Genomic DNA, 23797 nt, shown 5'->3' with positions numbered 1-23797 from the left:
ATGGAGAGCGCCGCACGGGTCGAGACGGCTCGCGGGTATGATAGCCGGGCTGGCCGGAGCCGCATTGATATCCTCGTGTGCCTTGGAGAGCAGCGCACCGGCCACGAGTGACGACGGGCTGACCGTGGTCAAGGTCGGATACCTGCACACCGTAGCCGTCGACTCGCACATGTGGCTCGGCATCGAGGAGGAGATCTTCGAAGAGCACGGGGTGGAGCTGGAACCGATCGAGTTCGACACCGGCACGGCGCTCAGCCAAGCACTGTCCGGCGGCTCCGTCGACGTCGCGATCATGGGGGCGGTGTTGTCGAACTTCCCGGCGCAGGGGACCGGGAAGGTCTTCCTCGCCAACGACGTGGAGTTCGACACCGCGCAGCTGTGGGCCGCGCCCGGTTCCGGGATCAGCTCCGTCGAGGATCTCGCCGGCAAGCAGGTGATCACCGCCGCCGGTACCACCGCACATGTGTACCTGCACAACGCGCTGAAGCAGGAAGGCGTGGACCCGAGCGAGGTCAGGGTGGCCAATGCGGACATGCCGTCCGCCGTCACGGCGTTCGTCTCCGGGCAGGTCCCGGCGGTCGTGCTGTGGGTGCCGTTCGACAAGACGGTGATGAACGAGATGCCCGAAGCCGAGCTGGTCAGCTCGGCGAAGGACTACTACCCGGAGTCCTCGATCATCGGTGGCTGGGTGGCCAACAACGATTACTACGACGCCGAGCGCGAGACCCTGGTCAAGCTCACCCGGGCATGGCTCGACATCAACGACGAGCTGCTGGCCGACACCCGCGCGGCGATGACCACGGTGCACGAGGCCGCCTACGCCGAGAGCCAGGAACTGGAGGACACGCTGCGACAGTTCGAGTTCGCCCGCTTATACGACAACGACACCTGGGCGCAGCAGTACGAGTCGGGGGACCTCGAAGCCAGCATCGGCGATGTGGAGCAGATCTTCGTCGAGCTCGGTGGAATCGACGAGTTCGTCGAGCCCAGCGAATTCGTCGACACACGCATCTACATGGACGCCTACGCCGACTGGAAAGAACAGTGAAGGGACAGTGATGGCAGCACAGATACGAGTGCTCGGACTCGGCACCATGGGCGGACGCTCCGCAGCGAGGGCCGCGTCCGCGGGGTATGACGTGCGCGGCTTCGATCCGTCGCCGGCGGCGCGCGAGGCTGCCGAGGCCGCCGGCGTTCCGGTGAGCGACGACGCCGCGTCGGTGGTCGCCGACGCCGGCCTCATCCTGGTCTCGGTGCCGAAACCCGAGCATGTCCGCGCGCTGGCGGCGGAGGTTCTGGTCAAGGCGCCGGCGGGGGCCGTCGTCATCGACCTGTCCACGATCGATCCGGGTACGGCACGTACGGCCGCCGCCGAGCTGGCCGAGCACGGCGTCACCTACGTCGATGCTCCGGTGCTCGGCCGCCCGGCGACCTGCGGGTCGTGGACGCTGGTATGCGGCGGGCCGGCCGGCGTCATCGATACAGTCCGTCCGGCCCTGACGTCCACCGTCGCCGCCAGAGTCGTCCGGGTGGGCGAGACGGGCGCGGGTTCGGTGGTGAAGATCGCCAACAACCTGATGTTCGGTGCGATCAACGCGATCACCGCCGAGGCGATCACGTTGTGCGAACGCAACGGCGTGGACGGGCGGACCTTCGTGGAGACGGTCGCCGAGTCCGGCGCCGCCACCGTGTCGAACCTGTTCAAGGAGATCGCGCCGAAGATGGTCAGCGGCGACGACGATCCGGCGTTCGCGCTGGAACTGCTGGCGAAGGACAACCGCTTGGCGCTGGAACTGGCCGAGTCCTCAGGATCGCCCGCGCCGCTCGCCCGAGCGATCGTCGACGTGAACGAGATCGGCCTCGATCACGGCCTGGGCACCCGGGACAGCGGTGCGCTGGCCCGGGCCTACGCCGAGTTCGGCGGCGGCCGGTGACCGCGGGCGACCCGCTCCCGATCGAGAGGCTGCGGATCACCATCGTCGCCGCGCCGATCACCGGTGTGGTGGACATGGCGTTCGGCCAGCTCAAGGATCGGCGCGTGTGCCTGGTGGAGGTCGAGGCGGGTGGCGTGACCGGGCTCGGTGAGAGCTGGATCAACTATCCCTCCTGGGCACACAGCGAACGCGTCGCGACGTTCAGCGAAGGCGTCGCGCCGCTCCTGCTGGGCGGCGACGCGTCGGATCCGGGCGCGGTGCTCAGACTCCTGACCGAGCGGTTGCTCCCGGTGGGTCGGCAGGCGGGCGGCATCGGACCGATCTGGCAGGCGATCAGCGGCATCGACATCGCCCTGTGGGACCTCGCCGGTAAGGTCGCCGGGCAGCCGGTCCACCGATTGCTCGGCGGGACGGCCGCGGCGCCGACGGTGCCCGCCTACGCCAGCGGCATCGGCCCCACCGACGTCGAACAGCTGTGCGCCGTGGCGATGGCGGACGGCTACCGTGCGGTGAAGACCAAGCTCGGGTTCGGCACGGAGCGGGACGAGCGGACGCTGTCCACCACCCGTTCCTGCATCGGGGCCGACGTGGAGCTGTTCGCCGACGCCAATCAGGCCTGGGACGTGCGGGCGGCGCTGGAGACGATGCCGATGCTGGCCGCACACGACGTGCGGTGGCTCGAGGAGCCGCTGTCCGGAGACCGGATCGAGGATCTGCAGAAATTGGCGGCCGACGGTGTGCTGCCGCTGGCGACAGGGGAGAACATCTACGGCATCGACGCGTTCGAAGCGTGCGTGGACTCGTCGGCGGTCGCCCTGGTTCAGCCCGATCTGGCCAAGTCCGGTGGCTTCACCGTCGGCCGGGCGGTGGCCGAGTACGCCGCGTCGGCCGGCTTGCGCGTGGCGCCGCACTGTTACTCGAGTGCGGTAGGGGTCGCGGCCAGTGCGCACTTGGCCGCGGCCTATGACCACGTGGATTGGGTCGAGATCGACGTCCGGCCCAATCCGTTGCGTACGGACCTGCTGACGACGCCGCTCGGATGGGGCGGCGGCGCGCTCAGCGTGCCCGAGGCGCCGGGCCTGGGGGTCGAGCTCGACCCCGAGACCGTCGCCCGATTCCGTGTCTACCAGGAGGAGCGAAGCATCCATGACCGCTGACACCCGAACCTTCATCCCCGAGGCGGGCAGCGTGGCGTACGGCGCTCGGGTCGCCGGCGCGGGCGTCGCCGGTGAGCCGCACGACCTCCCTGACCCCGCCACCGGCGAGCGGCTGGCTCGGGTCGGCTGGGTCGATCCGGTGACGGCGGACGACGCCGCCCGCGCCGCCTATGCAGCGCTGCCCGGATGGAGCGCGACACCCGCCCGCGAGCGGGCCGCGGCGCTGCGTGCCATCGCGGCCGACCTGCGCGCGAACACGGCTGCGCTCGCCGCCGTGATCAGCGCGGAGTCCGGAAAGCGGCTGAGCGAGGCGACGGCCGAGGTCGGTTTCTCGGCGCTGTATCTCGAATGGTTCGCCGACGCGGCCACGGTGCCTCGCGATGAGGGTGTGGTCACGGCGCTGCGACGCTTCACCGTGACGCGCAAGCCGGTCGGTGTGGTGGCCGCGGTGAGCCCGTGGAACTTCCCGCTGTCGATCCCGGCGCGCAAGGTCGCGCCCGCGCTGGCGGCGGGGTGCACCGTCGTACAGAAGGCCTCCGAGCTGACGCCGCTGACCAGCCTGGCTTTCACCGAGATCTGCGAGCGGCACCTGCCGGCCGGGGCGGTCAACGTGGTGGTGGGCGACGGCGAGAAGCTCACCACCGCCCTGGTGGACTCCGACCTCGTGGCCGCGGTGACCTTCACCGGCTCGACCGCGGTCGGCGCGTCCGTGGCGGCGCGAGCGGCGCGGACGATGACCCGAGTCACGATGGAGCTCGGCGGCAAGGGCCCGTTCATCGTCACCGAGCATGCCGACCCGGACGCCTCGCTGGAGGCGCTGCTCGTGGCGAAGTTCCGGAACAACGGGGCCTCCTGCATCGCGGCCAACAACGTGTTCGTGCACGAGTCGATGTACGACGGGTTCGTAGGCGCCCTGCGCTCGCGGATCGAGGCGCTGGTGACCGGGGCGCCGTCGGACGCCGCCGTCGACGTCGGGCCGATGCTGCGTCCCGCCCACGTGGAGCGGCTGGAGCGGCTGGTGGCGGAGGCGGAGGCCGCCGGATGCCCGGTGTCGCGGGCGCCGCTGACGCCGCAGCCGAGCGGCCGTGGCTACTTCGTGGCTCCCACGCTCGTCGAGGCGACCTCGGAGATCAGGTTGTGGAACGAGGAGGTCTTCGGGCCGGTGTGTGTCGTGCGCCCGTACACGGCGGAAGACGACATCGTCGCCGAGATCAACGGCTGGCGCAGCGGGCTGGGCGGCTACGTCATGTCGGACGACGCCGAGCACGCCGCGCGGCTCGCCGGGCGGTTGGAGATCGGGATCGTGGGGATCAACAACGGCGCACCGAACACCCCGGAGGTCCCGTTCGGCGGGTTCGGCTACGCGGGTATGGGCCGGGAGGGCGGGCTGTCCGGCCTGTACGAGTTCACCGAGGAGCAGACGCTCTCTTTCGCGCGCTGATCCTTCGCCCGCCTCCGCGTCCGGCAGAGCACGCGTTCCGGGGTTCGAGCCGCAGAACGCCGTGACGGTGCGGACGGGGCTGCTCCCGTGTTGCGCTGTGAGCGTACACGGGAGTAGCCGCCGCGGCCTCGCGCGTTATCCCGGCATTTCGGACGCGGGGAGGTGCGCACGATGGTGCCGGACGAGACAGGATGGAGTCCCTCCGAGGAGGCCGGCCGGGAAGCGGCCGAGGTCGGTGGGGAAGCGCTCGACGCATACTCGCGCGTGGTGAGCGGGGTGGCGCGGCGCGTGTTGCCGTCGGTGGCGAGCCTGGCGGTGACGACCGAACGCGGTGGCCGCCGAGGTGGCGGTGGGACGGGATCCGGCGTGGTGTTCACCGACGACGGGTTCATCCTGACCAACGCGCACGTCGTCGGTTCGGCGACGAGCGGGACCGCGTCGTACTCGGATGGATCCGAGACCCGGTTCTCCGTCGTCGGCCGGGATCGGCTCTCCGACCTGGCCGTCGTGCGGGCGGACGGCCCGACGCCTGCGCCGGCCACGCTGGGACGCGCCGACGATCTCACCGTGGGGCAGCTGGTGGTGGCGGTGGGCAGCCCGCTCGGGCTGTCCGGGTCGGTCACGGCGGGTGTGGTCAGCGCGCTCGGCCGGTCGTTGCCGGCGCAGAGCGGCCGCACGGTACGCATCATCGAGAACGTCATCCAGACCGATGCGGCGCTCAACCCGGGCAATTCCGGTGGTGCGCTGGCCGACGCGTCCGCCCGCATCGTGGGGATCAACACGGCGGTGGCCGGCGTCGGTCTCGGTCTCGCGGTCCCGATGAACGCCACCAGCGACCGGATCGTGTCCACCCTGATGAGAGAAGGTCGCGTGCGTCGGGCCTTCCTCGGCGTGGCCACGTCGCCGGCGCCGCTGCCGCCCAAGCTGGCGCAGCGGATCGGCCGGAGCAGAGGGGTGCGCATCGCCCATGTGGAGCCCGGCAGTCCGGCTGCGGTGGCCGGACTGCGCGCCGGCGACCTCATCGTGACCATCGCGCAGGAGCCGGTGGTGGATGCGCAGGCCCTGCAACGCCGCATGTTCGCCGAGGCCATCGACGTACCGTTGCCGATCACGACGTTCCGTAACGGGGCGATGGTGGACGTGGTGGCGCATCCGGTGGAGCTGATCGATCAGTAGCACGCCGCAGGCGAGCATGATCATCTCGGGTGCCGGGTATGTCTGTTTCTACGGTCCCGAGGCCGGCGACTGTTATCACGTCGGGGAGGCATGTCATATGGACCTTCGGCCCTACGCGTCCACGTCAGCTCTCATTACTGTTACAGCAGCACTATGGCCCTGTTGATCTTGTAATGGCGACCCCTATGATCATTTAGCGATGGATCTTATGCCCGGCCCAGATGAGCGCGTCAGCCCCGAACAGCTCGAGGCATGGCGGGCGTTCGACCGTGCCCACTCACACGTCGCTCGTCAGCTGGAGGCGGATCTGACCGAATTGCATCGGCTGCCGCTCGCCTGGTATGAGGTGCTGGCCCGGCTCGCCGAGGCAGAAGGGCATCGTCTGCGCATGTCACAGCTGGCAGACAAGGTCATGCTGTCTCCCAGCGGGTTGACCCGGCTGGTGGACCGGATGATCAGCGAAGGTCTCGTCCGCCGGGTGCCGGCGGAGAAAGACGGTCGCGGGTTCTACGCGGCGCTCGCCGACGAAGGTCAGCGGCGACTGGACGAGGCGGCCGAGACGCACGAGCGCGGCGTACGGGACTACATGGTCGAACGGTTCACCGGCGATGAACTCGCGCAGCTGACGTCGTACCTCCGGCGCATCATCGAGTGACATCGTCGTCAGGGCCGCGGACGGCGACCATGCGGGTGGCGGTAGAGTCGCCGCGTGCGTGATCTCGGTGCCATCGTCAAGGCGTACGACGTCCGTGGCCTCGTTCCGGATGAGTGGGACGTCGACGTCGCCCGCGCCTTCGGTTCCGCCACTGCGGATGTCCTCGCCGCGGAGGCCACGGCGATGGTGGTCGGCCACGACATGCGCCCGACGTCGCTGAGCCTGGTGGCGGCGTTCTCCGACGGTGTCACCGCGCGTGGGGTCGACGTCGTCAACATCGGCCTCGCGTCGACCGATCAGCTCTATTTCGCCAGCGGCGCGCTGAGTCTGCCCGGTGCCATGTTCACCGCGAGCCACAATCCGGCCGAGTACAACGGCATCAAGTTCTGCCGGGCCGGCGCGGCTCCGGTCGGCCGGGACACCGGGCTGGCGGACGTGCGCGAGATCGCTGAGCGGATCCTCAACGACGACGGTCCCCGCCGCGACACGTGGGTGTCGCGGTTGCAGACGCCCGCCGAGCGAAGCCTGCATAGCCAGGCGGCGGCGCCGGGCCGGATCGACCGCCGGGACATGCTCGCCGAGTACGCGGCATACTTGCATGGCCTGGTCGACCTCTCCACCATCCGGCCGCTGACCGTGGTGGTCGACGCCGGCAACGGCATGGCGGGACACACCGTGCCGGCCGTCCTCGACGTGCCCGGGTTGACCGTGATCCCGCTCTACTTCGAGCTGGACGGGACGTTCCCGAACCATGAGGCCAACCCGATCGAACCGGCCAACCTCGTCGACCTGCAGCACGCGGTGCTCGAGCGCGGCGCGGATCTCGGGCTGGCGTTCGACGGCGACGCGGACCGGTGTTTCGTCGTCGACGAGCGCGGCGAGATCGTGTCGCCGTCGACGCTCACGGCGCTGATCGCCGTGCGGGAGTTGCGGCGCGCGCCCGGATCCGCCGTGGTGCACAACCTCATCACGTCGCATGCCGTGCCGGAGATCATCAGCGAGAACGGCGGCACGCCGGTGCGGACGCCGGTGGGCCACTCGCTGATCAAGGCGCGGATGGCCGAGACCGACGCGGTCTTCGGCGGCGAGCACTCGGCGCACTTCTACTTCCGGGACTTCTGGCGCGCGGATTCGGGCATGCTGGCGGCGCTGCACACGCTCGCCGCACTCGGATCGGTGGAGGAAGAACTGTCCTCGATGCTCGCCCCGTACGCGCGTTACGTCCTCTCCGGCGAGTTGAACAGCCGGGTCGAGGACGTCGACGGCACGCTGCGGGCGGTGGAGTCGGCGTACGCGGGCGAGCCGGATATCGCGATCGACTACCTGGACGGCCTGACCGTCGAGCACACTGGAAGTCCGATGTGGTGGTTCAACCTGCGTCCGTCGAACACCGAGCCCTTGCTCAGGTTGAACGTCGAAGGCGTCGACCGCATCACCATGGAGACAGTGCGCGACGACGTTCTCGCGCTGGTGCGCGAGGCGGCGAAGGGAGAGTAGATGAGACTCGATCCGGTGCTACGGGACGTGATCGTGTGCCCGGCCTGCCACGGTTCGCTGGACGAGCGCATCGACTCGGACGAGCTGGTGTGCCAGAGCTGCGGCCTGGCGTACCCGGTCCGGGACGACATCCCGGTCCTGCTGGTCGACCACGCACGGCAGGTCTGATACCGATGTTCGACGACGCTTCGCTCGATGATCCACAGGCGCTGAACACGATCGATGACGAGCTGCGGCGGATCGCCGGCTGGGGTGCCGAGGTCCGGCGCGCGCATACGGCCGCGGCCGACGTTCTGGCGCAGGTCGACCAGATGGACCGGCCGCGCGCCATCATCGCCAGCGGCCCGCACGGTCGGCTGTTCCGGGCGGTGCTCGAGCCGGTCTGCCCGGTGCCGTTCGTGGTGTGGCCGTACGGCGGTCTGCCGGCGTGGGCGGGTCCGCTCGACCTGGTGGTTGTGGTCTGCCCCGAAGGTGACCGCGAGGAGGAGGTCGTGGCGGCAGCGGAAGCGCGACGCCGTGGCTGTTCGCTGCTGGTCGCCGCGCCGGAGGGGTCGCAGCTGCACACCGCGGCGGCCGGGCGGGAGACGTGTTTCCTGCCGGCGGGCAGTGCGGACACCACCGCGCTGGCCGTGCCGGTGCTCTGCGCACTGCACCTGCTCGGGCTCGGGCCGGAGGTGGAGGCGGAGCCGGTCGCGGAGGCGTTGGACCAGGTCGCGAAGGACTGCTCACCGAGCGTCGAGAGCGACGCCAATCCGGCGAAGAACGTGGCGCTGGCGCTGGCCGACAGCACCCCGGTCGTGTGGGGCGGCTCGGTGCTGGCCGCACGGGCCGCCCGGCGGGTCGCGGAGAGCCTGCGTGCGGCCAGCGGCCGCCCAGCTGTCGCCGGCGACGACGCGCAACTCGTCCCTCTGCTGGCCGGGGCGCCGGAGGCGGACATCTTCGCCGATCCGTTCGAGGACGGCGCCAGTGAGTTGAGGCCCGCGCTGGTGATCCTGGACGACGGGACGGAGCCGGCGATCGCGGCTGCGGCGCGCCGCCGCCTGGAGGAGGCCGCCGAGCGGGCTTCCGTACGGGTGCAGCCGGTGCTGGCCGTCGAAGGTTCGCAGATGGCGCGGTTCGCCACCCTGCTGGCCACGGGCCGTTATGCGGCCGCCTACCTCGGGCTGGGCCTGGGCCGCCAGGACTGACACGCCGCCCGGCACGAATGCCGCCGGGGCCGCCCGTCTGCGCGGTACGGCGACGGTGATCAGGTACCGGTTTGTGCCCTGATAAGGGCCACAACCGGTACCTGACGCTCGCCGAGCGTTGGGTGTCTCGGTTCCACGCTGCCCCGGTGCCTCGGTTCACGTGGCCGATGTTTCGGATTGGTCACGGTTCGTTTCGCTCTGCCATGTACGTGTTGACGGCACATCATTCGCGTGTTTATTTATAGCTAAATTTAGTGTGAATGGAGCGATGCGACGTGCCTTCCGGTTCGGCAGCCCGCGGTGATCTGGTGCCGTCGGCCATTCTGGGGCTCCTCGGCACCAGAGGCCCGGTATCCCGAGCGGATATCGCGCGGATCCTGCAGGTCAGCCCGGCCACGGTGACACAGGCGATCAAGGGCCTGCTCAGCCGCGGACTGGTGCACGAGCTCGACCATGTGCCCTCGCACGGGGGACGGCCGGCGCGCCTGCTCGGGCTCGTCCGGTCTGCCGGCGGAGCGATCGGCGCGAAGGTCACCGCGGACCACGTCGCCGTCGTCGACGTCGAGCTGGACGGCGTGGTGCGCTCGTCGCAGACGTACCCCTTCGACCCGGCATCCCCGGCGGCGCTGGACCGGCTCGCCGACATCCTCCGGCAGGCGATGGCCGACCAGACCGACCGGCACCTGCTCGGCATCGGCGTCGGCATCCCGGGGGCGGTCGACTCGCAGGCCACCGGCGTCGTCTCGGCGCCCACACTGGGCTGGGCGGAGACCCGCGTCGGGCAGATGCTCCGCTCCGCCCTCGGCGTCCCGGTGCTGGTGGAGAACGACGTCAACACCCTTGCGGTAGCCGAACGGCTCTACGGGATCGGCCAGTCGCACTCCTCGTACCTCGTGGTGACCATCGGGCGCGGCGTCGGATGCGGCATCGTCGTGGACGGCGCCGTCTACCGGGGCGCCGGCGGCGGCGCCGGTGAGATCGGGCACATCCCCGTCACCCCCGACGGACCGGTCTGCGAGTGCGGATCGCACGGCTGCCTGGAGGCACACGTCGGCGCCGGCGCGCTCGTCCGGGCGGCGGTGGATCGCGGCGTCATCGACCCCGCCGCCGGCATGGACGGCCTGCTGCGGGCCGCGGCCGCCGGTGACAAGGACGCGCGGACCATCTACGCCGACGCCGGTGCGATGCTCGGCCGCGCGCTGGCCGGCGTCGTGCACACCGTCGACCCGGAGATCGTGGTGGTCCTCGGTGAAGGCGTGGACGCCTGGACCTACTGGGCCGCCGGGTTCGAGCAGACGTTCCGGCGTTATCTCATGCCCGCCCGCCGCGACCTGACCTACGTCGTCGAGCCGTGGGCGGAGGACAAATGGGCGCTCGGGGCGGCCGCGTTGGTCTTCGCGTCGCCGTTCGACATCGCCGGCGCCGCCGGCGACCAGGGCCGGCTCGTCCGCGAACGGCTGCACGCCGGTCAGGCGGCGAGGTGAGCATGGCCTCCGACCAGATCGTGCGCGACCGCCCGGCGGCGACCCCGCCGCGGCCACAGGACGGCAGGCGATCCGCCCGCCGCCGGTCCAGGCTGCGCACCGCCGGTTGGGCGATGTTCTTCCTGCTGCCGAGCGGGGTCCCGCTGCTGCTGTTCACGTTCGTGCCGATGGTCTCGTCGGCGTGGGTGAGCCTGCACGAGTGGAACCTGATCTCTGAGATGCAATGGGTCGGGTTCGCCAACTATGCCCACCTGCTGACCGACCCCACGACGCGCGAGGTGTTCGGCCACACCGTCCTCTACATCGTCGGCTACTTCCCGCTGGTGTACGCCGGGGGCCTCGCGCTGGCCGTCGTGCTCAACCGTCGGCTGGCCGGGCGGACCTTCTTCCGGGCCGCCTACTTCCTGCCGGTGGTGACGAGCTGGGTGGTGGTCGCCCTGGTCTGGCAGTGGCTGCTGAACCCGTCCAACGGTCTGGTCAACCAGATCCTCGGCTTCTTGAACCTGCCGCAGCCCGGCTGGTGGACGGATCCGAGCTGGGCGATGGCGTCGGTGATCCTCGCCTCGGCCTGGAAGGACCTGGGCTTCGTCATGGTGATCCTGCTGGCGGGGTTGCAGACCATCCCGCAGGAGCTGTACGAAGCGGCGCGGATCGACGGCGCCTCGGCCTGGCAGCAGTTCCGGCGGGTCACGCTTCCGCTGCTCTCCCCGTCGACGTTCTTCGTCGTCGTGATCTCGCTGATCAACGGCTTCCAGGTGTTCGACCAGGTGTACGTGATGACCGGCGGCGGCCCGGCCGGGTCGAGCCAGGTGGTCGTCGGGCAGATCTATGAGCTGACCTTCCGCTATGGACGGGCCGGCGAGGCGTCGGCGCTGTCCTGGCTGCTCTTCGCCGTCATCTTGGCCGTCACCGCCGTCCAGATCCGCGGCCAGCGTAAGTGGGTGCACTATGCCTGAGACCACGACGCCGGGCACCACCACGCCGGGCACCACGCCGGGCACGACCGCCGGGACTGCGGCGGGTCAGCCGCCGACGGTGCGGCGCCGATGGTCTGCCCGCGGCGGCGGAGACGGCGCGCCGCCCCGGGCCGACGTCGGCCGTGTGCTGCTCTACCTCGGTGTGGGGCTCGGCGGGCTGATCATGCTCTTCCCGTTCCTCTGGACCGTGGTCACCTCGATCACGCCGGGTGGGAACCTCTCCGGCGGGCCGTCGCTCATCGTCGAGGACCCGACGATGGACGCCTACCGGACGCTGTTCGACACGCTGCCGATGTGGCGGATCGTGCTCAACTCGTTCGGCATCGCGGTCGCGTCCACCCTGTGCCAGCTGGTGACCGGCTCGATGGCCGCCTACGGTTTCGCCCGGCTGCAGTTCCGGGGCAAGAACGTCATCTTCGCGCTCTACCTGGCGACGCTGATGGTGCCGCTGCAGGTGCTGGTGGTGCCGCTGTTCATCCAGATGACCCGGCTCAACCTGAACGACACCTACTTCGCGCTGCTGGCGCCGTCGGTGGCGTCCGCGTTCGGCATCTTCCTGCTCAAGCAGGCGATGGAGAGCGTACCTCGGGAACTGGACGAGGCGGCGACCATCGACGGCGCCAGCCACCTGCGCATCTACGCCACCGTCATCTTGCCCCTGGTCCGTCCGGCGTTGGCGACACTCACCGTCTTCGCCTTCATGAGCAGCTGGAACAGCTTCCTCTGGCCGCTGGTCGTGGTCCGCTCGCCGGAGCTGATGACGCTGCCGCTGGGGCTGTCCACGCTGCACGGGCAGTTCACCACGGAGTGGAACGTGGTGATGGCCGGGTCGGTGGTGTCGATCCTGCCGATCGCGATCGTCTACATGTTCGCGCAGCGCCACATCATCGCGGGGATGGCGCACACCGGTTTCAAATGACCCCCCGAACTCTCTCCATCAGCAGAAAGGACACGATCATGGTGCGACGACGCTCCATTAGATTCACCGCCCTGGCCGGCACGGCCGTGCTCGCGCTCGGCCTGGCCGCGTGCTCGCAGGGTTCGGCGAGCAGCAGTTCGGACTCGGACAGTGCCGAGGGAACCACCACCATCCGGTACATGAACTTCTCCGCCAACGACGGCCACGAGGAGGATCTGGACGCCATCGTCGAGGCCTTCGAGGAAGCCAACGAGGGCATCGAGGTAGAGGTGGAGACCGTCCCGTACGACGACTACTTCACCAAGCTGCAGACCGCGGTCGCGGGTGGGACGGTCGCGGACACCTTCGAGCTGAACTACGAGAACTTCGTGACCTACGCGGAGAACGGCTCGCTGGCCGCACTGGACGAGATCAACGGCGACGCCTACCAGGATTCGCTGCTGGAGGCGTTCAACCGCGACGGCACCCAGTACGGCGTGCCGACGTCGTTCTCCAACGTCGTGCTGTTCTACAACAAGACCCTCTTCGACGAGGCGGGCGTCGACCTGCCCACCGGCGAGTGGACGTGGGCGGACGAGAAGGCGGCCGCGGAGGCGTTGACCGACGCCGACGCGGGCGTCTGGGGCGACTACCAGCCGATCAGCTTCCACGAGTTCTACAAGACGCTCGCGCAGTCCGGCGGCGAGTTCCTCAACGAGGACGGTACCGCGGCGGCATTCAACTCCGAGGCCGGTGTCGAGGCGGCCACCTGGCTGGTGGAGAAGTCCGGTACCACCATGCCGACCGAGGCCGACGGTGCGGGCACCCCGGACTTCGACTCCAACCTGTTCGCTGAGGGCAAGCTCGCCATGTGGCACACCGGCATCTGGATGTTCGGCGGGCTGGCCGACACGTCGTTCGAATGGGACATCGTCGTCGAGCCGGGGAACACGCAGAACGCGTCGGCGATGTTCGCCAACGGCGCCGTGGTATCGGCGGACAGCGAGCACCCAGAGGCGGCGCAGCAGTGGATCGACTTCCTGGCCGCGTCGGACACGACGGCTGACATCCGGCTGGAGACGTCATGGGAGCTGCCGCCGGTGGCGGACGAGTCGAAGCTGACCGGCTACCTGGAGGTCACCCCGCCGGAGAACCGGCAGGCGGTGCTGGACTCGCTGGACGCGGTGGTGCTGCCGCCCGTCATCGAACGGCAGCAGGAGATGCAGGACGCCGTCAGCGAGGAGCTCGGCAACGCCGCGGCCGGCCGCAAGAGCGTCGAGGACGCGCTGGCCGACGCCGAGCAACGCGTCAACGACCTGCTCTGACATGCATGCGGAATGGGCGACGGGGAAGCTCGTCGAGCGATCTTCGATCGGCGGCACGAGAACGCAACCAGACTCACCAGGCCGTCCGCCGATCGCGTGAGAGCGAGACGAATTCGCCGTCGCCCATTTCCAGGCTCGGGTTTGATCATGACACACCGTTGTAAAGGAACTGCTCGCGCATGACTCATCAGCAACGCCCGTCGCCGTACCCTGACCGGTCCGGGGTCGTCGGCCAGGCCGGATTCGCCGGTAGGAGCGCTTTCGTGGATCTCGCCCACCGGAGCCACCGGGTGATCGTCGAGCACCAGCATCCATCGGGGGCGTACCCGGCGTCGCCGACGTTCTCCGCCTATCAGGGGTTCGCCTGGTTCCGGGACGGGTCGTTCACCGCGGAGGGGATCTCCCGGTACGGCGACGTGGCGTCCGCGGACCGGTTCCATGACTGGGTGAACGGGGTGCTGACGTCGCGGCAGGCCCAGATCGAGGCGCTGGTCGCCGCGGCGGCCGCCGGGCAGGAGGTTCCGGTCGAGCGGATGCTGCCGACCCGGTTCACCCTCTCCGGCGGGGAAGGCTCCGTCGAATGGTGGGACTTCCAGACCGACGGCTACGGCATGTGGCTGTGGGCGGTCACCACCCACGCCCGACGTCACGGGCTGAATCTCGAGCGGTGGCGCGCCGGCATGGAGTTGTGCGTGGACTACGTCGCCGCCTTCTGGGACCGGCCCTGTTACGACTGGTGGGAGGAACATCTCGAGCAGCGTCACGTCTCCACGCTCGGCGCCCTGTACGGCGGCCTGACCGCCGTCGTCGCGAGCGGGGCGCTGGACGACGTCCGGACGGCGCGCGCGAGCCAGATCGCGGCCGAGATCCGCAAGCTCACCCTGGACGAAGGGGTGCGTGGCGGTCACCTGACCAAGTGGCTCGGCACCGACGCGGTGGACGCCTCGCTCGCCGCCTGCGTCGTCCCGTTCGGACTGGTCGACGTCGACGACCCGATCGCGGCGGCGACGCTGGACGCGATCGCGGCGGACCTCGACGTCGACGGCGGAGTGCACCGCTTCTCCGCGGACGTGTTCTACGGCGGCGGCCAGTGGCTGCTCCTCTCCGCCCTGCAGGGCTGGAACCGCGCCGTGGCGGGGGATCATGCGGCGGCCCGGCGATACCTGACCTGGATCGCGGAGCGCGCCACCGACCGCGGGGAGCTGCCCGAACAGGTCCCGGATCACCTGCTGGCACCCGAGCATCGCGCCGAATGGATCGAGCGGTGGGGGCCGGTGGCCACGCCGCTGCTCTGGTCACACGGGATGTACCTGATCCTCGCCGACGAGCTCGGCCTGCTGGACACCGCCCACCACGGAGGCGTGCGATGACGACGACGATCAACGACTCGGAGCAGCTGCTGCGACACCGGCCGCATGGGGTGGAGCATCCGTACGCGGTCTCGCCCGATCAGCGGAACCCGGTGTTGCCGGAGGCGGGACAGCCGGTGCGGCTCGGCGTCGTCGCCGATCCCGGCGTCACCGACGTGACCTGCGAGTGGGTGAGATGGCACGGACCGGACGAGGCTTCCTCGACGGTGCTCACGTTGAGCCGGGCGGTCACGGACGGCGCGGACGCCGCCGCCCTGGCGGGTGGGGAGGGCCATCTGGCCGAGGCGCAGGCGGAGGCGAGCACCGCGGACGGCGGCGGCTGGGAGGTGGTCACCGAGCCGGTCGTCGCCGGTGCTTCCTACCGGTATCGCTTCCACGCGGTCGCCGACGACGGCCGGAAGGACAGCACCGGGTGGTTCGAGTTCGTCCCGGCGCGATGGGTGCAAGGCGCAGGGATGCTGACCCTGGATGCGGCCCAGCCGCACACGGCCCGGGAGGATGGGAACGGGCCGAGTACGGACGGGCCGCATCCAGCAGGCGGGGCAGCGGAGAGGCTGATCGACGGCAGCGTGGAATGGCTCGTGGCGGACGGAACGGTGCACCGCGCGCGGTTCGCGTTGCGGCTGAAGCCGGATGAACACGTCGTCGGGTTCGGTGAGCGGTTCGACGCCGTGGACCAGCGTGGCCGCACCTTGGATGCCGTCGTCTTCGAGCAGTACAAGGCGCAGGGGCGGCACGGCCGCACGTACCTGCCGATGCCGTTCGCACACGTGGTGTCCGAGTCAGGCTCCGGCTGGGGTTTCCACGTGCGCACGTCGCGCCGGACCTGGTTCGACGTCGGTGCCGCCACGCCGGAGCGGCTCGTCGTCGAGGTGGCCCTGGGCGGTACCGCCGACGAGTCGGTCGAGGTCGGCATGTACCACGGCTCGCCGAGTGAGGTGCTGGCGGCGTTCACCGACGAGGTGGGGCGCGCCGAGGAGCTCCCGTCCTGGGTGTTCCGGCTGTGGGCGTCCGGCAACGAGTGGAACACGCAGCGGATCGTCATGGAGCGGATGGACAGCCACCGCGACCTGGACATCCCGGTCGGCGTCGTCGTCATCGAGGCATGGAGCGACGAGCAGACGTTCGCCGTCTTCGGCGAGGACGTCTGGCCGGATCCGAAGGCCATGGTCGACGAACTGCACGACCGCGGCATCAAGGTGATCCTGTGGCAGATCCCGCTGCTGAAGACCCGCCACGAGCTCGGCGCCGACGTTCCCGACGACGCGCCGGTGATCGCGTACGGCGAGGAGCTCGTGCGCGACGGGCACGCCGTCCTCGAAGCGGACGGCACGCCGTACCACAACCGGGGCTGGTGGTTCCCGCAGTCGCTCATGCCGGACCTCTCCGTACAGCGCACCCGGGACTGGTGGACGGATAAGCGCCGCTACCTGGTGCGCGACCTGGGCGTCGACGGATTCAAGACCGACGGCGGGGAGCACGCCTGGGGACACGACCTGCGCTACGCCGACGGGCGCCGCGGCGACGAAGGCAACAACCTGTACCCGGTGCACTACGCCCGGGCCTACGGTGACCTGCTGCGCTCCGAAGGGAAGGCGCCGGTGACGTTCTCCCGCGCCGGCTTCACCGGGTCGCAGGCGCACGGGGTGTTCTGGGCCGGCGACGAGGACTCCACCTGGGAGGCGTTCCGATCGTCCGTGATCGCCGGGATCACCGCGTCCGCGTGCGGCATCGTCTACTGGGGCTGGGACCTCGCGGGCTTCTCCGGCGACGTGCCGGACCCCGAGCTGTACCTGCGGGCGGCCGGCGCGGCGTGCTTCATGCCGATCATGCAGTACCACTCCGAGTTCCACCATCACGAGCCGCCGCTGCGCGACCGCACACCGTGGAACGTCGCCGAGCGCACCGGCGACCAGCGGGTCGTGCCGGTCTTCCGGCGTTTCGCCCACCTGCGCGAGCGGATGGTGGACTACCTGGCCGAGCAGGCGCGCATCGCGATCGACGACGGGCGCCCGCTGATGCGCGGTCTGTTCGTCGACCATCCGCGTGATCCGGCGGTCTGGCGGTACCCGCTGCAGTTCCAGCTCGGTGACTCCCTGCTGGTGGTGCCCGTGGTCGAGCCGGGCGTCGAGGACGTCGTCGCGTACCTGCCGGAAGGGGAGTGGGTCGACGTGTGGCGCGACGTCCGTCATACGGGCGCCGCGGAGGTCACGCTGCCGGCGCCGATCGATCAGCCGCCGGTGCTGTGCCGCGCCGAGCACTGGCCCGCACTGAAGGAGGTCTTCGCGCCGGAGTGACCCGGCCGCCTGAGTCCGGAGTGACCCGGTCGACGGCACATCGAGTCTCACGGGGGAGATCCGAGTAACGACGCCGAAAGGGGCAGCGTTGTGAACCGAAGAAGGTCCCGCCGTACCGTCCTCGATCTCGTCCGCCTAGTGCTCGTCTCCACACTGCTGGCCGCGGCCGCCTTGTTTGTCCCGGCGACGTCGGCGCATGCGCTGGACGGCATCTACCACCACCCGACCGGGATCGACGAGCTGTACTCGGTCGAATCCACCGAGCGCTCCCCGCGCGACCCCATGGCCGGGGACAACGTGCTCATCAACGCCACGACCTGGCCCGTCGAACCGGGCCAGAGCGTATGGGTCACATGGACCAAGAACGGCGTCGACCAGACGCCGGTCGGGGCGAGCTGGGAGTACAACAGCGGCAACAACAGCTACTGGCAGGTGGACCTCGGCAGCTTCGCCCGCGGCGACGACATCACCTACACGGTGCATGCGGACGTCAACGGCTCCGGCCAGAAGAGCACCGGCCCGTTCTCGTTCACCGTGACCTCGTGGAGCACCGTCACCGACGTCATTGGCTACACCGACAACGGCACGTCGGTGGATGTGCATGCCGGCGACAGCGCGGGCGACTTCACGCCTGCCATCCGGTTCGCCTTTCCCAGCGACGACGACGTCCGGACCCAGATCTCACCGACCGGCAACGGCCTGAACATCTCCGGGCAGAGCGGCTACACGGTCGCCGACTCGGCGAACGAGCTGCGTATCTCCACCAGTGAGTTGGTGCTGAGCATCCAGAAGAGCCCGTATCGCCTGTCGGTGTACGACGGCGACGGGACGACGCTGATCACCCGGCAGTACGACCCGGCGACGTTCCGCAACATCGGCTGGGCGAGCGACGGCAGCACCACGATCACCAAGATCGAGGACCACTACCTGACTCCGGCCGGGGAACGGTTCGAGGGCTTCGGCGAGCGCTACGACCGGCTCGACCAGCGCGGCCACGACGTGCACACCTACGTCTACAACCAGTACCAGGACCAGGGCAGCACCGGCCGCACGTACCTGTCGGTGCCGTTCTTCACCAACTCCGCCGGCTACGGCGTCTACCTCCCGAGTACGCGGTACTCCGTGTTCAACCTCGGCACGCACCTCAGCGATATGGCCGGGTTCACGCTGGACACGGGCGGCGCGCTGGATTCCACGCTGGAGTACTACATGTTCACCGGCTCGCCGGACGAGATCGTCGACGACTACACGTCCGTGTCCGGGAGGCCGGAACTGCCGCCCAAGTGGGCGTTCGGGTTGTGGATGTCCGCCAACGAGTGGAACACCCAGGCCGAGGTGGAGGCTGAGCTCGACAACGTCGACATCCACGACATCCCGCACACCGCGATGGTGCTGGAGCAGTGGAGCGACGAGGCCACGTTCTACGTCTGGCACGGCGCCACCTACACGCCGACGAGCGGAGCCGGCAGTCTCAGCTACTCCGACCTGACCTTCCCGCCCGGCACGGCGTGGAGCGACCCGGCCGCCATGGTGGACGACGCGCACGCGCAGGGCATCAAGGTCCTGCTCTGGCAGATCCCGGTGCTGAAGGAGAACTTCGACACCAACCCGTCGTCACCCCCGCAGCAGCACCTCAACGACAAGAGCCACGCGCAGAGCCAGGGCTACGTCGTCGAGGACGGCGACGGCGGCGACTACCGGGTGCCGAGCGGGCAGTGGTTCGGGGACAGCCTGGTGCCGGACTTCACCGACAGCACCGCCACGGACTGGTGGATGAGCAAGCGGGACTATCTGCTGGACGACGTCGGCATCGACGGCTTCAAGACCGACGGCGGCGAACTGATCTTCGGCCGGGATGTCGCGTTCGCCGACGGCCGGGACGGCGCCGAGATGCACAACGCCTACCCGAACTCCTACACCGGCGCCTACGACGACTACGTCGAGACCAAGACCGGTGGCGACGGCACGATCTTCAGCCGGGCCGGCACGGCTGGGGCCCAGTCGAACTCGATCTTCTGGGCCGGCGACCAGTCGTCCACGTTCACCTCGTTCCGCGAGGCCGTGCGGGCCGGCATCAGCGCGGGCCAGTCCGGCGTGCCGTTCTGGGCGTGGGACATGGCCGGATTCACCGGCGGTTTCCCCAGTGCCGAGCTGTACTTGCGCTCCGCCGCCCAGGCGACGTTCTCGCCGATCATGCAGTACCACTCGGAGAAGGCGAGCCCAAGCCCGTCGGAGGCGCGCACACCGTGGAACGTGCAGGCCCGCACCGGGGACAACTCGGTGGTGCCGACCTTCCGCAAGTTCGCCAACGTGCGGATGAACCTGCTGCCGTACGTCTACACCGAGGCGGTGGACAGCGCCGACACGGGCGTAGCCATGATGCGCGCGATGAGCCACGAGTTCCCGGACGATCCGGACGCCGCAGGGCTGGACGAGCAGTACATGTTCGGCGAGCAGTTGCTCGTCGCGCCGATCATGGAACAGGGCGCCACCAGCACGGACGTCTACATCCCGGATGGGGAGTGGTACGACTTCTTCAACGGCGGCCGGTTCGTCGGCGGCGGCACCAAGACCTACGGCGCCGGCCTGGACAGCATCCCGGTGTATGCGCGCCCGGGTGCGATCGTCCCGCTCAACCTCAACGCCGACTACGAACTGGGCGGCAGCATCGGCAACGACGTCGACGCGCACACCAACCTGGTCTTCCGTGTCTATCCGGACGGCGCGTCGTCGTATGACTACTACGACGACGCGACCGACACCCATCGCACCGTGAGCGCGTCCGAGGACTGGGCGGACCACGAGGTCAGTGTGGAGGTGCCGGCGCTGGGCGAGACGTCGACCCTGCAGGTGGCATCGACGGAGCCGAGTTCGGTGACGGTGGGTGGTTCGCCGCTGACGGGGTACGCGGATCTGGCCGGGCTGAAGGCGGCCACCCAGGGCTGGTACTGGGATCCCGTGCAGCACCTGACCTACGTCAAGCTGCCCAGCGCCGCGGGTGCTCGCGCCGTCCTGCTCTCCGGGGTGGACAAGGCCGGCTACGAGGCGGAGTTCGGTCAGCACACCAACGTGTCCACCAACACCGATCACGCCGGGTACACGGGTACCGGCTTCGTCGACCAGTTCGCGTCGTCCGGCGATGCGGTGGAGTTCGGCGTCGGCGCCGGCTCGTCGGGCACACACGAGCTGCGGTTCCGGTACGCCAACGCCACCGGGAGCACCGCCACCCGGACGGTCTATGTGGACGGCAGCCCGGTCGGCACGGTCTCGATGCCGAGCCGGTCCGGCTGGGACGACTGGGGTGAGGCCTCGATCAGCGTCGGCCTCAGCGGCGGCGCCCATACGGTGCGGATCGCCTATGACGGTTCCGACACCGGCGCCGTCAACCTGGACCGTCTCGTCGTCGCGCGGCCGTAGGGGGTGGCTGAGATGCGAACTGTGCTGCGAAGGTTGCGCTGGCCCGTCCTGCCCGCGGCGGCTGCGGCCGGTGGATTGATGGCGGCGATCCTGGTCTCGTCGGCGGGGCCGGAGGCTGAGGCGTCGCTGGGCGTGCAGCGGGTGGAGTTCACGTCGTCGGGCGGCTACCTGATCGTGGAGGTGCTCGACGACGACCTCGTGCACTTCGAGGTGTCCGCGGTGAGTTCCAGCCCGGGGACCGGAGCGCCGCTGTTCACGACGGATCAGGTGGCGAAGACCGACTACCCGGGGCCGGACACGTTCCAGCAGAACGGGAGCACACTCACCACAGGGGACCTGCGAGTGGAGGTGAACAGCAGCTCGTTGTGCTCCACGGTGTACGACACCACGCGCACGCCGGAGGTGCTGCTGCACACCGTGTGCCCGCAGGACCTGACCCAGGGGTGGAAGGGCCTGGACATCACCCAGGAGTCCGTGCAGCACGCCTACGGGCTGGGCCAGCAGTTCTTCACCGGTGGCAGCTCGGACGGCGATTGGGTCGGCCGGGTCCGCTCGCCGGGCGGGAACTACGGCAACGCCATGGTGTACGACGCGGACAACGGTCCGGTGGGGAACACCCAGATCCCGGTGATGTTCGCCGTCGGCCCGGACACCACCGGGTACGGCTTCTTCCTGGACCACGTCTACAAGACGGAGTGGAACCTGACCGGCGACCCGTGGACGATGCGGACCTGGGGCGACGAGATCCGCTGGTACACGATGAGCGGCCCGGACCTGCCCGACCTGCGGCAGGACTACATGGAGCTGACCGGCCGCCCGCCGGTACCGCCGAAGAAGGCGTTCGGGATGTGGATGTCCGAGTTCGGCTACGACAACTGGGGCGAGATCGACACCACCCTGGCCGGACTGCGCTCGGCGGACTTCCCCGTCGACGGCTTCATGCTGGACCTGGACTGGTTCGGCGGCGTCACGGCCGGCTCCGACAGCACGGCGATGGGGTCGCTGACCTGGGACACCAGTGCGTTCCCGAGTCCGGCGAGCAGGATCGCGTCGTACGAGAACGACGACGGCGTCGGGCTGATGACCATCGAGGAGTCCTACATCGGGGCGGCGCTGCCGGAGCACACCGACATGGCCGGTCGGGGGTATCTCGTGCGGGAAGGCTGCTCGACGTGTTCGCCGGTGTACCTGACCCAGAACGACTGGTGGGGCCGCGGCGGCATGATCGACTGGACCCAGGACGCCGCCGGCGACTACTGGCATCAGACCAAGCGCGAGCCGCTGATCGACGACGGCATCATCGGGCATTGGCTGGATCTGGGTGAGCCGGAGATGTACAGCCCGTCGGACTGGACGGCCGGGGTGCTGCCCGGCAAGCACGCACACGCCGACTACCACAACATGTACAACCTGACCTGGGCGGACAGCATTGCGCGCGGGTACGACGACGCGAACGAGGACCAGCGCCCGTTCCTGCTCGCCCGGTCCGGGGCGGCGGGCATCCAGCGGCATGGCACGGCGATGTGGTCCGCGGACATCGGCTCGAAGCTGACCGCGCTGGCGGCGCAGCAGAACGCCCAGATGCACATGTCCATGTCCGGCATCGACTATTACGGTTCGGACATCGGCGGGTTCCGGCGCGAGATGCTCGACTCGGACCTGGACGAGCTGTATACGCAGTGGTTCGCCAACGGAGCGTGGTTCGACGTGCCGGTCCGGCCGCACACCGAGGACCTGTGCGAATGCAACCCGACATCGCCGGTGGACGTCGGAGACGCGGCGAGCAACCTGGCGAACATCCGGCAACGCTACGAACTGACGCCGTACTACTACTCGCTGGCGCACCGCGCGTACCAGGAGGGCGAGCCGGTGGTGCCGCCGCTGGTGTACCACTACCAGGACGATCCCGAGGTCCGCGAGATGGGCCACCAGAAGCTGGTCGGCCGTGACCTGCTGGTGGGCATCGTCGCCGGCGAGGGCGAGCGGCAACGGGACATGTACCTGCCGGAAGGCGACTGGATCAACTTCCACACCAATGAGCGAGTCTCCAGCAGCGGGCAGTGGCTCGACGACGTGCCGCTGTGGGTGAACGGGACGTTCCGGCTGCCGGCCTTCGCCCGGGCGGGTGCGATCATCCCGAAGATGCACGTCGACGAGGAGACGATGAACGTCACCGGGCGGCGGCTGGACTCCAGCGTGCACGACGAACTGATCGCCCGGGTCTACGCCGACGACGCGGCGAGCGGCTTCACGTTGTACGAGGACGACGGCACGACGGTCGACTACCGGAGCGGCGCTGTGCGCACCACCGAGCTGAGCCAGCAGCTGGTGGGGTCGACGGCGACGGTCACCATCGGCGCCGCCAACGGCACGTATGACGGCGCTGCATCAAGTCGGGACAACGTCGTCGAGCTGGTTGTCGACGACACCCAGGCGTCGGCCGTGACGTTGAATGGGGCGCCGCTGACTCAGCACGCCACCGAGGCGGCGTTCGACGCGGCCGGCAGCGGCTGGTACAACGCCGGCGGCAACCTCGTCGTCGCGAAGTCCGGCGACATCGGCGTCGGAAGTGCGAAGACGTTCCAGTTCACGCTCGGGCAGGCCCCGGTGACGCTGGACTTCGTCTGCGAGAACGGCACCACCGTGCCGGGACAGTCGGTGTACGCGGTCGGAAACGTGCCTCAGCTGGGCGAGTGGTCCCCGGCGAGCGCGGTGAAGCTGGATCCGGCCGGCTACCCGACCTGGACGGGGACCATCGGCAACCTGCCGCCCAGCACGAGCATCGAATGGAAATGCATCAAACGCCAGGAGGCCGGCTATCCGGACTCGGCCGATGCATGGGAGCCAGGCTCGAATAACACCGTGACCACGCCGTCGTCCGGCAGCGGTGGAGTGACCACAGGCGAGTTCTGAGCTGAGGATTCCGGTCACCTCCCCGGGGGTCGTGGCCTTGCGTAACGTGGAGAAGCCGCTGGCTGCCGA

General features: G+C 69.5%; 17 protein-coding genes. All 17 read left to right on the top strand.

All coding sequences use genetic code 11. From position 1 onward, the window contains the following. Window positions 1-82 precede the first annotated feature (82 nt). Window positions 83-1048, top strand: coding sequence for an ABC transporter substrate-binding protein (locus G1H10_RS20240; RefSeq protein ID WP_163741132.1), 966 nt, complete (start codon window positions 83-85; stop codon window positions 1046-1048). Continuing rightward, entirely contained in the window at window positions 936-1934 is a 999-nt protein-coding gene (locus G1H10_RS20235) for an NAD(P)-dependent oxidoreductase (protein ID WP_246219728.1), read from the top strand. Before G1H10_RS20240 ends, G1H10_RS20235 begins: the two co-directional genes overlap by 113 nt. Next, entirely contained in the window at window positions 1931-3091 is a 1161-nt protein-coding gene (locus tag G1H10_RS20230) for a mandelate racemase/muconate lactonizing enzyme family protein (protein WP_163741128.1), read from the top strand. Before G1H10_RS20235 ends, G1H10_RS20230 begins: the two co-directional genes overlap by 4 nt. Further along, window positions 3081-4532 carry an aldehyde dehydrogenase family protein gene (locus tag G1H10_RS20225; RefSeq protein ID WP_163741126.1) on the top strand — a complete coding sequence of 484 codons (1452 nt, stop codon included), beginning with the start codon at window positions 3081-3083 and terminating at the stop codon, window positions 4530-4532. The genes G1H10_RS20230 and G1H10_RS20225 overlap by 11 nt, the downstream gene beginning before the upstream one ends. Before the next feature lie 171 nt (window positions 4533-4703). After that, window positions 4704-5708: a S1C family serine protease gene (locus G1H10_RS20220; RefSeq protein WP_163741124.1), complete on the top strand. Its 1005-nt coding sequence runs from the start codon at window positions 4704-4706 to the stop codon at window positions 5706-5708. A gap of 199 nt (window positions 5709-5907) precedes the next feature. Beyond that, complete coding sequence (locus tag G1H10_RS20215) at window positions 5908-6363, top strand: MarR family winged helix-turn-helix transcriptional regulator (RefSeq protein WP_163741122.1); 456 nt, start codon at window positions 5908-5910, stop codon at window positions 6361-6363. Between the two features lie 54 nt (window positions 6364-6417). Next, complete coding sequence (locus tag G1H10_RS20210) at window positions 6418-7860, top strand: phosphomannomutase/phosphoglucomutase (RefSeq protein ID WP_163741120.1); 1443 nt, start codon at window positions 6418-6420, stop codon at window positions 7858-7860. Then, the gene (locus G1H10_RS20205) at window positions 7861-8028 is read left to right on the top strand and encodes a Trm112 family protein (protein ID WP_163741118.1); all 168 of its coding nucleotides are present in this window, start codon (window positions 7861-7863) and stop codon (window positions 8026-8028) included. Between the two features lie 5 nt (window positions 8029-8033). Further along, entirely contained in the window at window positions 8034-9047 is a 1014-nt protein-coding gene (locus G1H10_RS20200) for an SIS domain-containing protein (RefSeq protein WP_163741116.1), read from the top strand. Window positions 9048-9322: 275 nt separating this feature from the next. After that, the gene (locus G1H10_RS20195) at window positions 9323-10531 is read left to right on the top strand and encodes an ROK family transcriptional regulator (RefSeq protein WP_216853474.1); all 1209 of its coding nucleotides are present in this window, start codon (window positions 9323-9325) and stop codon (window positions 10529-10531) included. Window positions 10532-10644: 113 nt separating this feature from the next. Next, entirely contained in the window at window positions 10645-11487 is an 843-nt protein-coding gene (locus tag G1H10_RS20190) for a carbohydrate ABC transporter permease (protein WP_376778646.1), read from the top strand. Then, complete coding sequence (locus G1H10_RS20185) at window positions 11480-12427, top strand: carbohydrate ABC transporter permease (RefSeq protein ID WP_163741110.1); 948 nt, start codon at window positions 11480-11482, stop codon at window positions 12425-12427. The genes G1H10_RS20190 and G1H10_RS20185 overlap by 8 nt, the downstream gene beginning before the upstream one ends. Window positions 12428-12465: 38 nt before the next feature. Further along, a complete protein-coding gene (locus G1H10_RS20180) occupies window positions 12466-13731 on the top strand; it encodes an ABC transporter substrate-binding protein (RefSeq protein WP_163741108.1) in 1266 nt (421 codons plus the stop codon). A 179-nt stretch (window positions 13732-13910) separates the two neighbouring features. Next, complete coding sequence (locus G1H10_RS20175) at window positions 13911-15101, top strand: glycoside hydrolase family 15 protein (protein WP_163741107.1); 1191 nt, start codon at window positions 13911-13913, stop codon at window positions 15099-15101. Continuing rightward, window positions 15098-17398 carry a glycoside hydrolase family 31 protein gene (locus tag G1H10_RS20170; protein WP_216853473.1) on the top strand — a complete coding sequence of 767 codons (2301 nt, stop codon included), beginning with the start codon at window positions 15098-15100 and terminating at the stop codon, window positions 17396-17398. Before G1H10_RS20175 ends, G1H10_RS20170 begins: the two co-directional genes overlap by 4 nt. Window positions 17399-17488: 90 nt before the next feature. Next, window positions 17489-20815, top strand: coding sequence for a TIM-barrel domain-containing protein (locus G1H10_RS20165; RefSeq protein WP_163741105.1), 3327 nt, complete (start codon window positions 17489-17491; stop codon window positions 20813-20815). A 12-nt stretch (window positions 20816-20827) separates the two neighbouring features. Beyond that, complete coding sequence (locus tag G1H10_RS20160) at window positions 20828-23728, top strand: TIM-barrel domain-containing protein (protein ID WP_216853472.1); 2901 nt, start codon at window positions 20828-20830, stop codon at window positions 23726-23728. Window positions 23729-23797: the final 69 nt, after the last annotated feature.

The organism is Phytoactinopolyspora halotolerans, assembly GCF_010550675.1.
Taxonomy (GTDB): domain Bacteria; phylum Actinomycetota; class Actinomycetes; order Jiangellales; family Jiangellaceae; genus Phytoactinopolyspora; species Phytoactinopolyspora halotolerans.
This window is presented reverse-complemented; position numbering and strand designations above follow the sequence as displayed.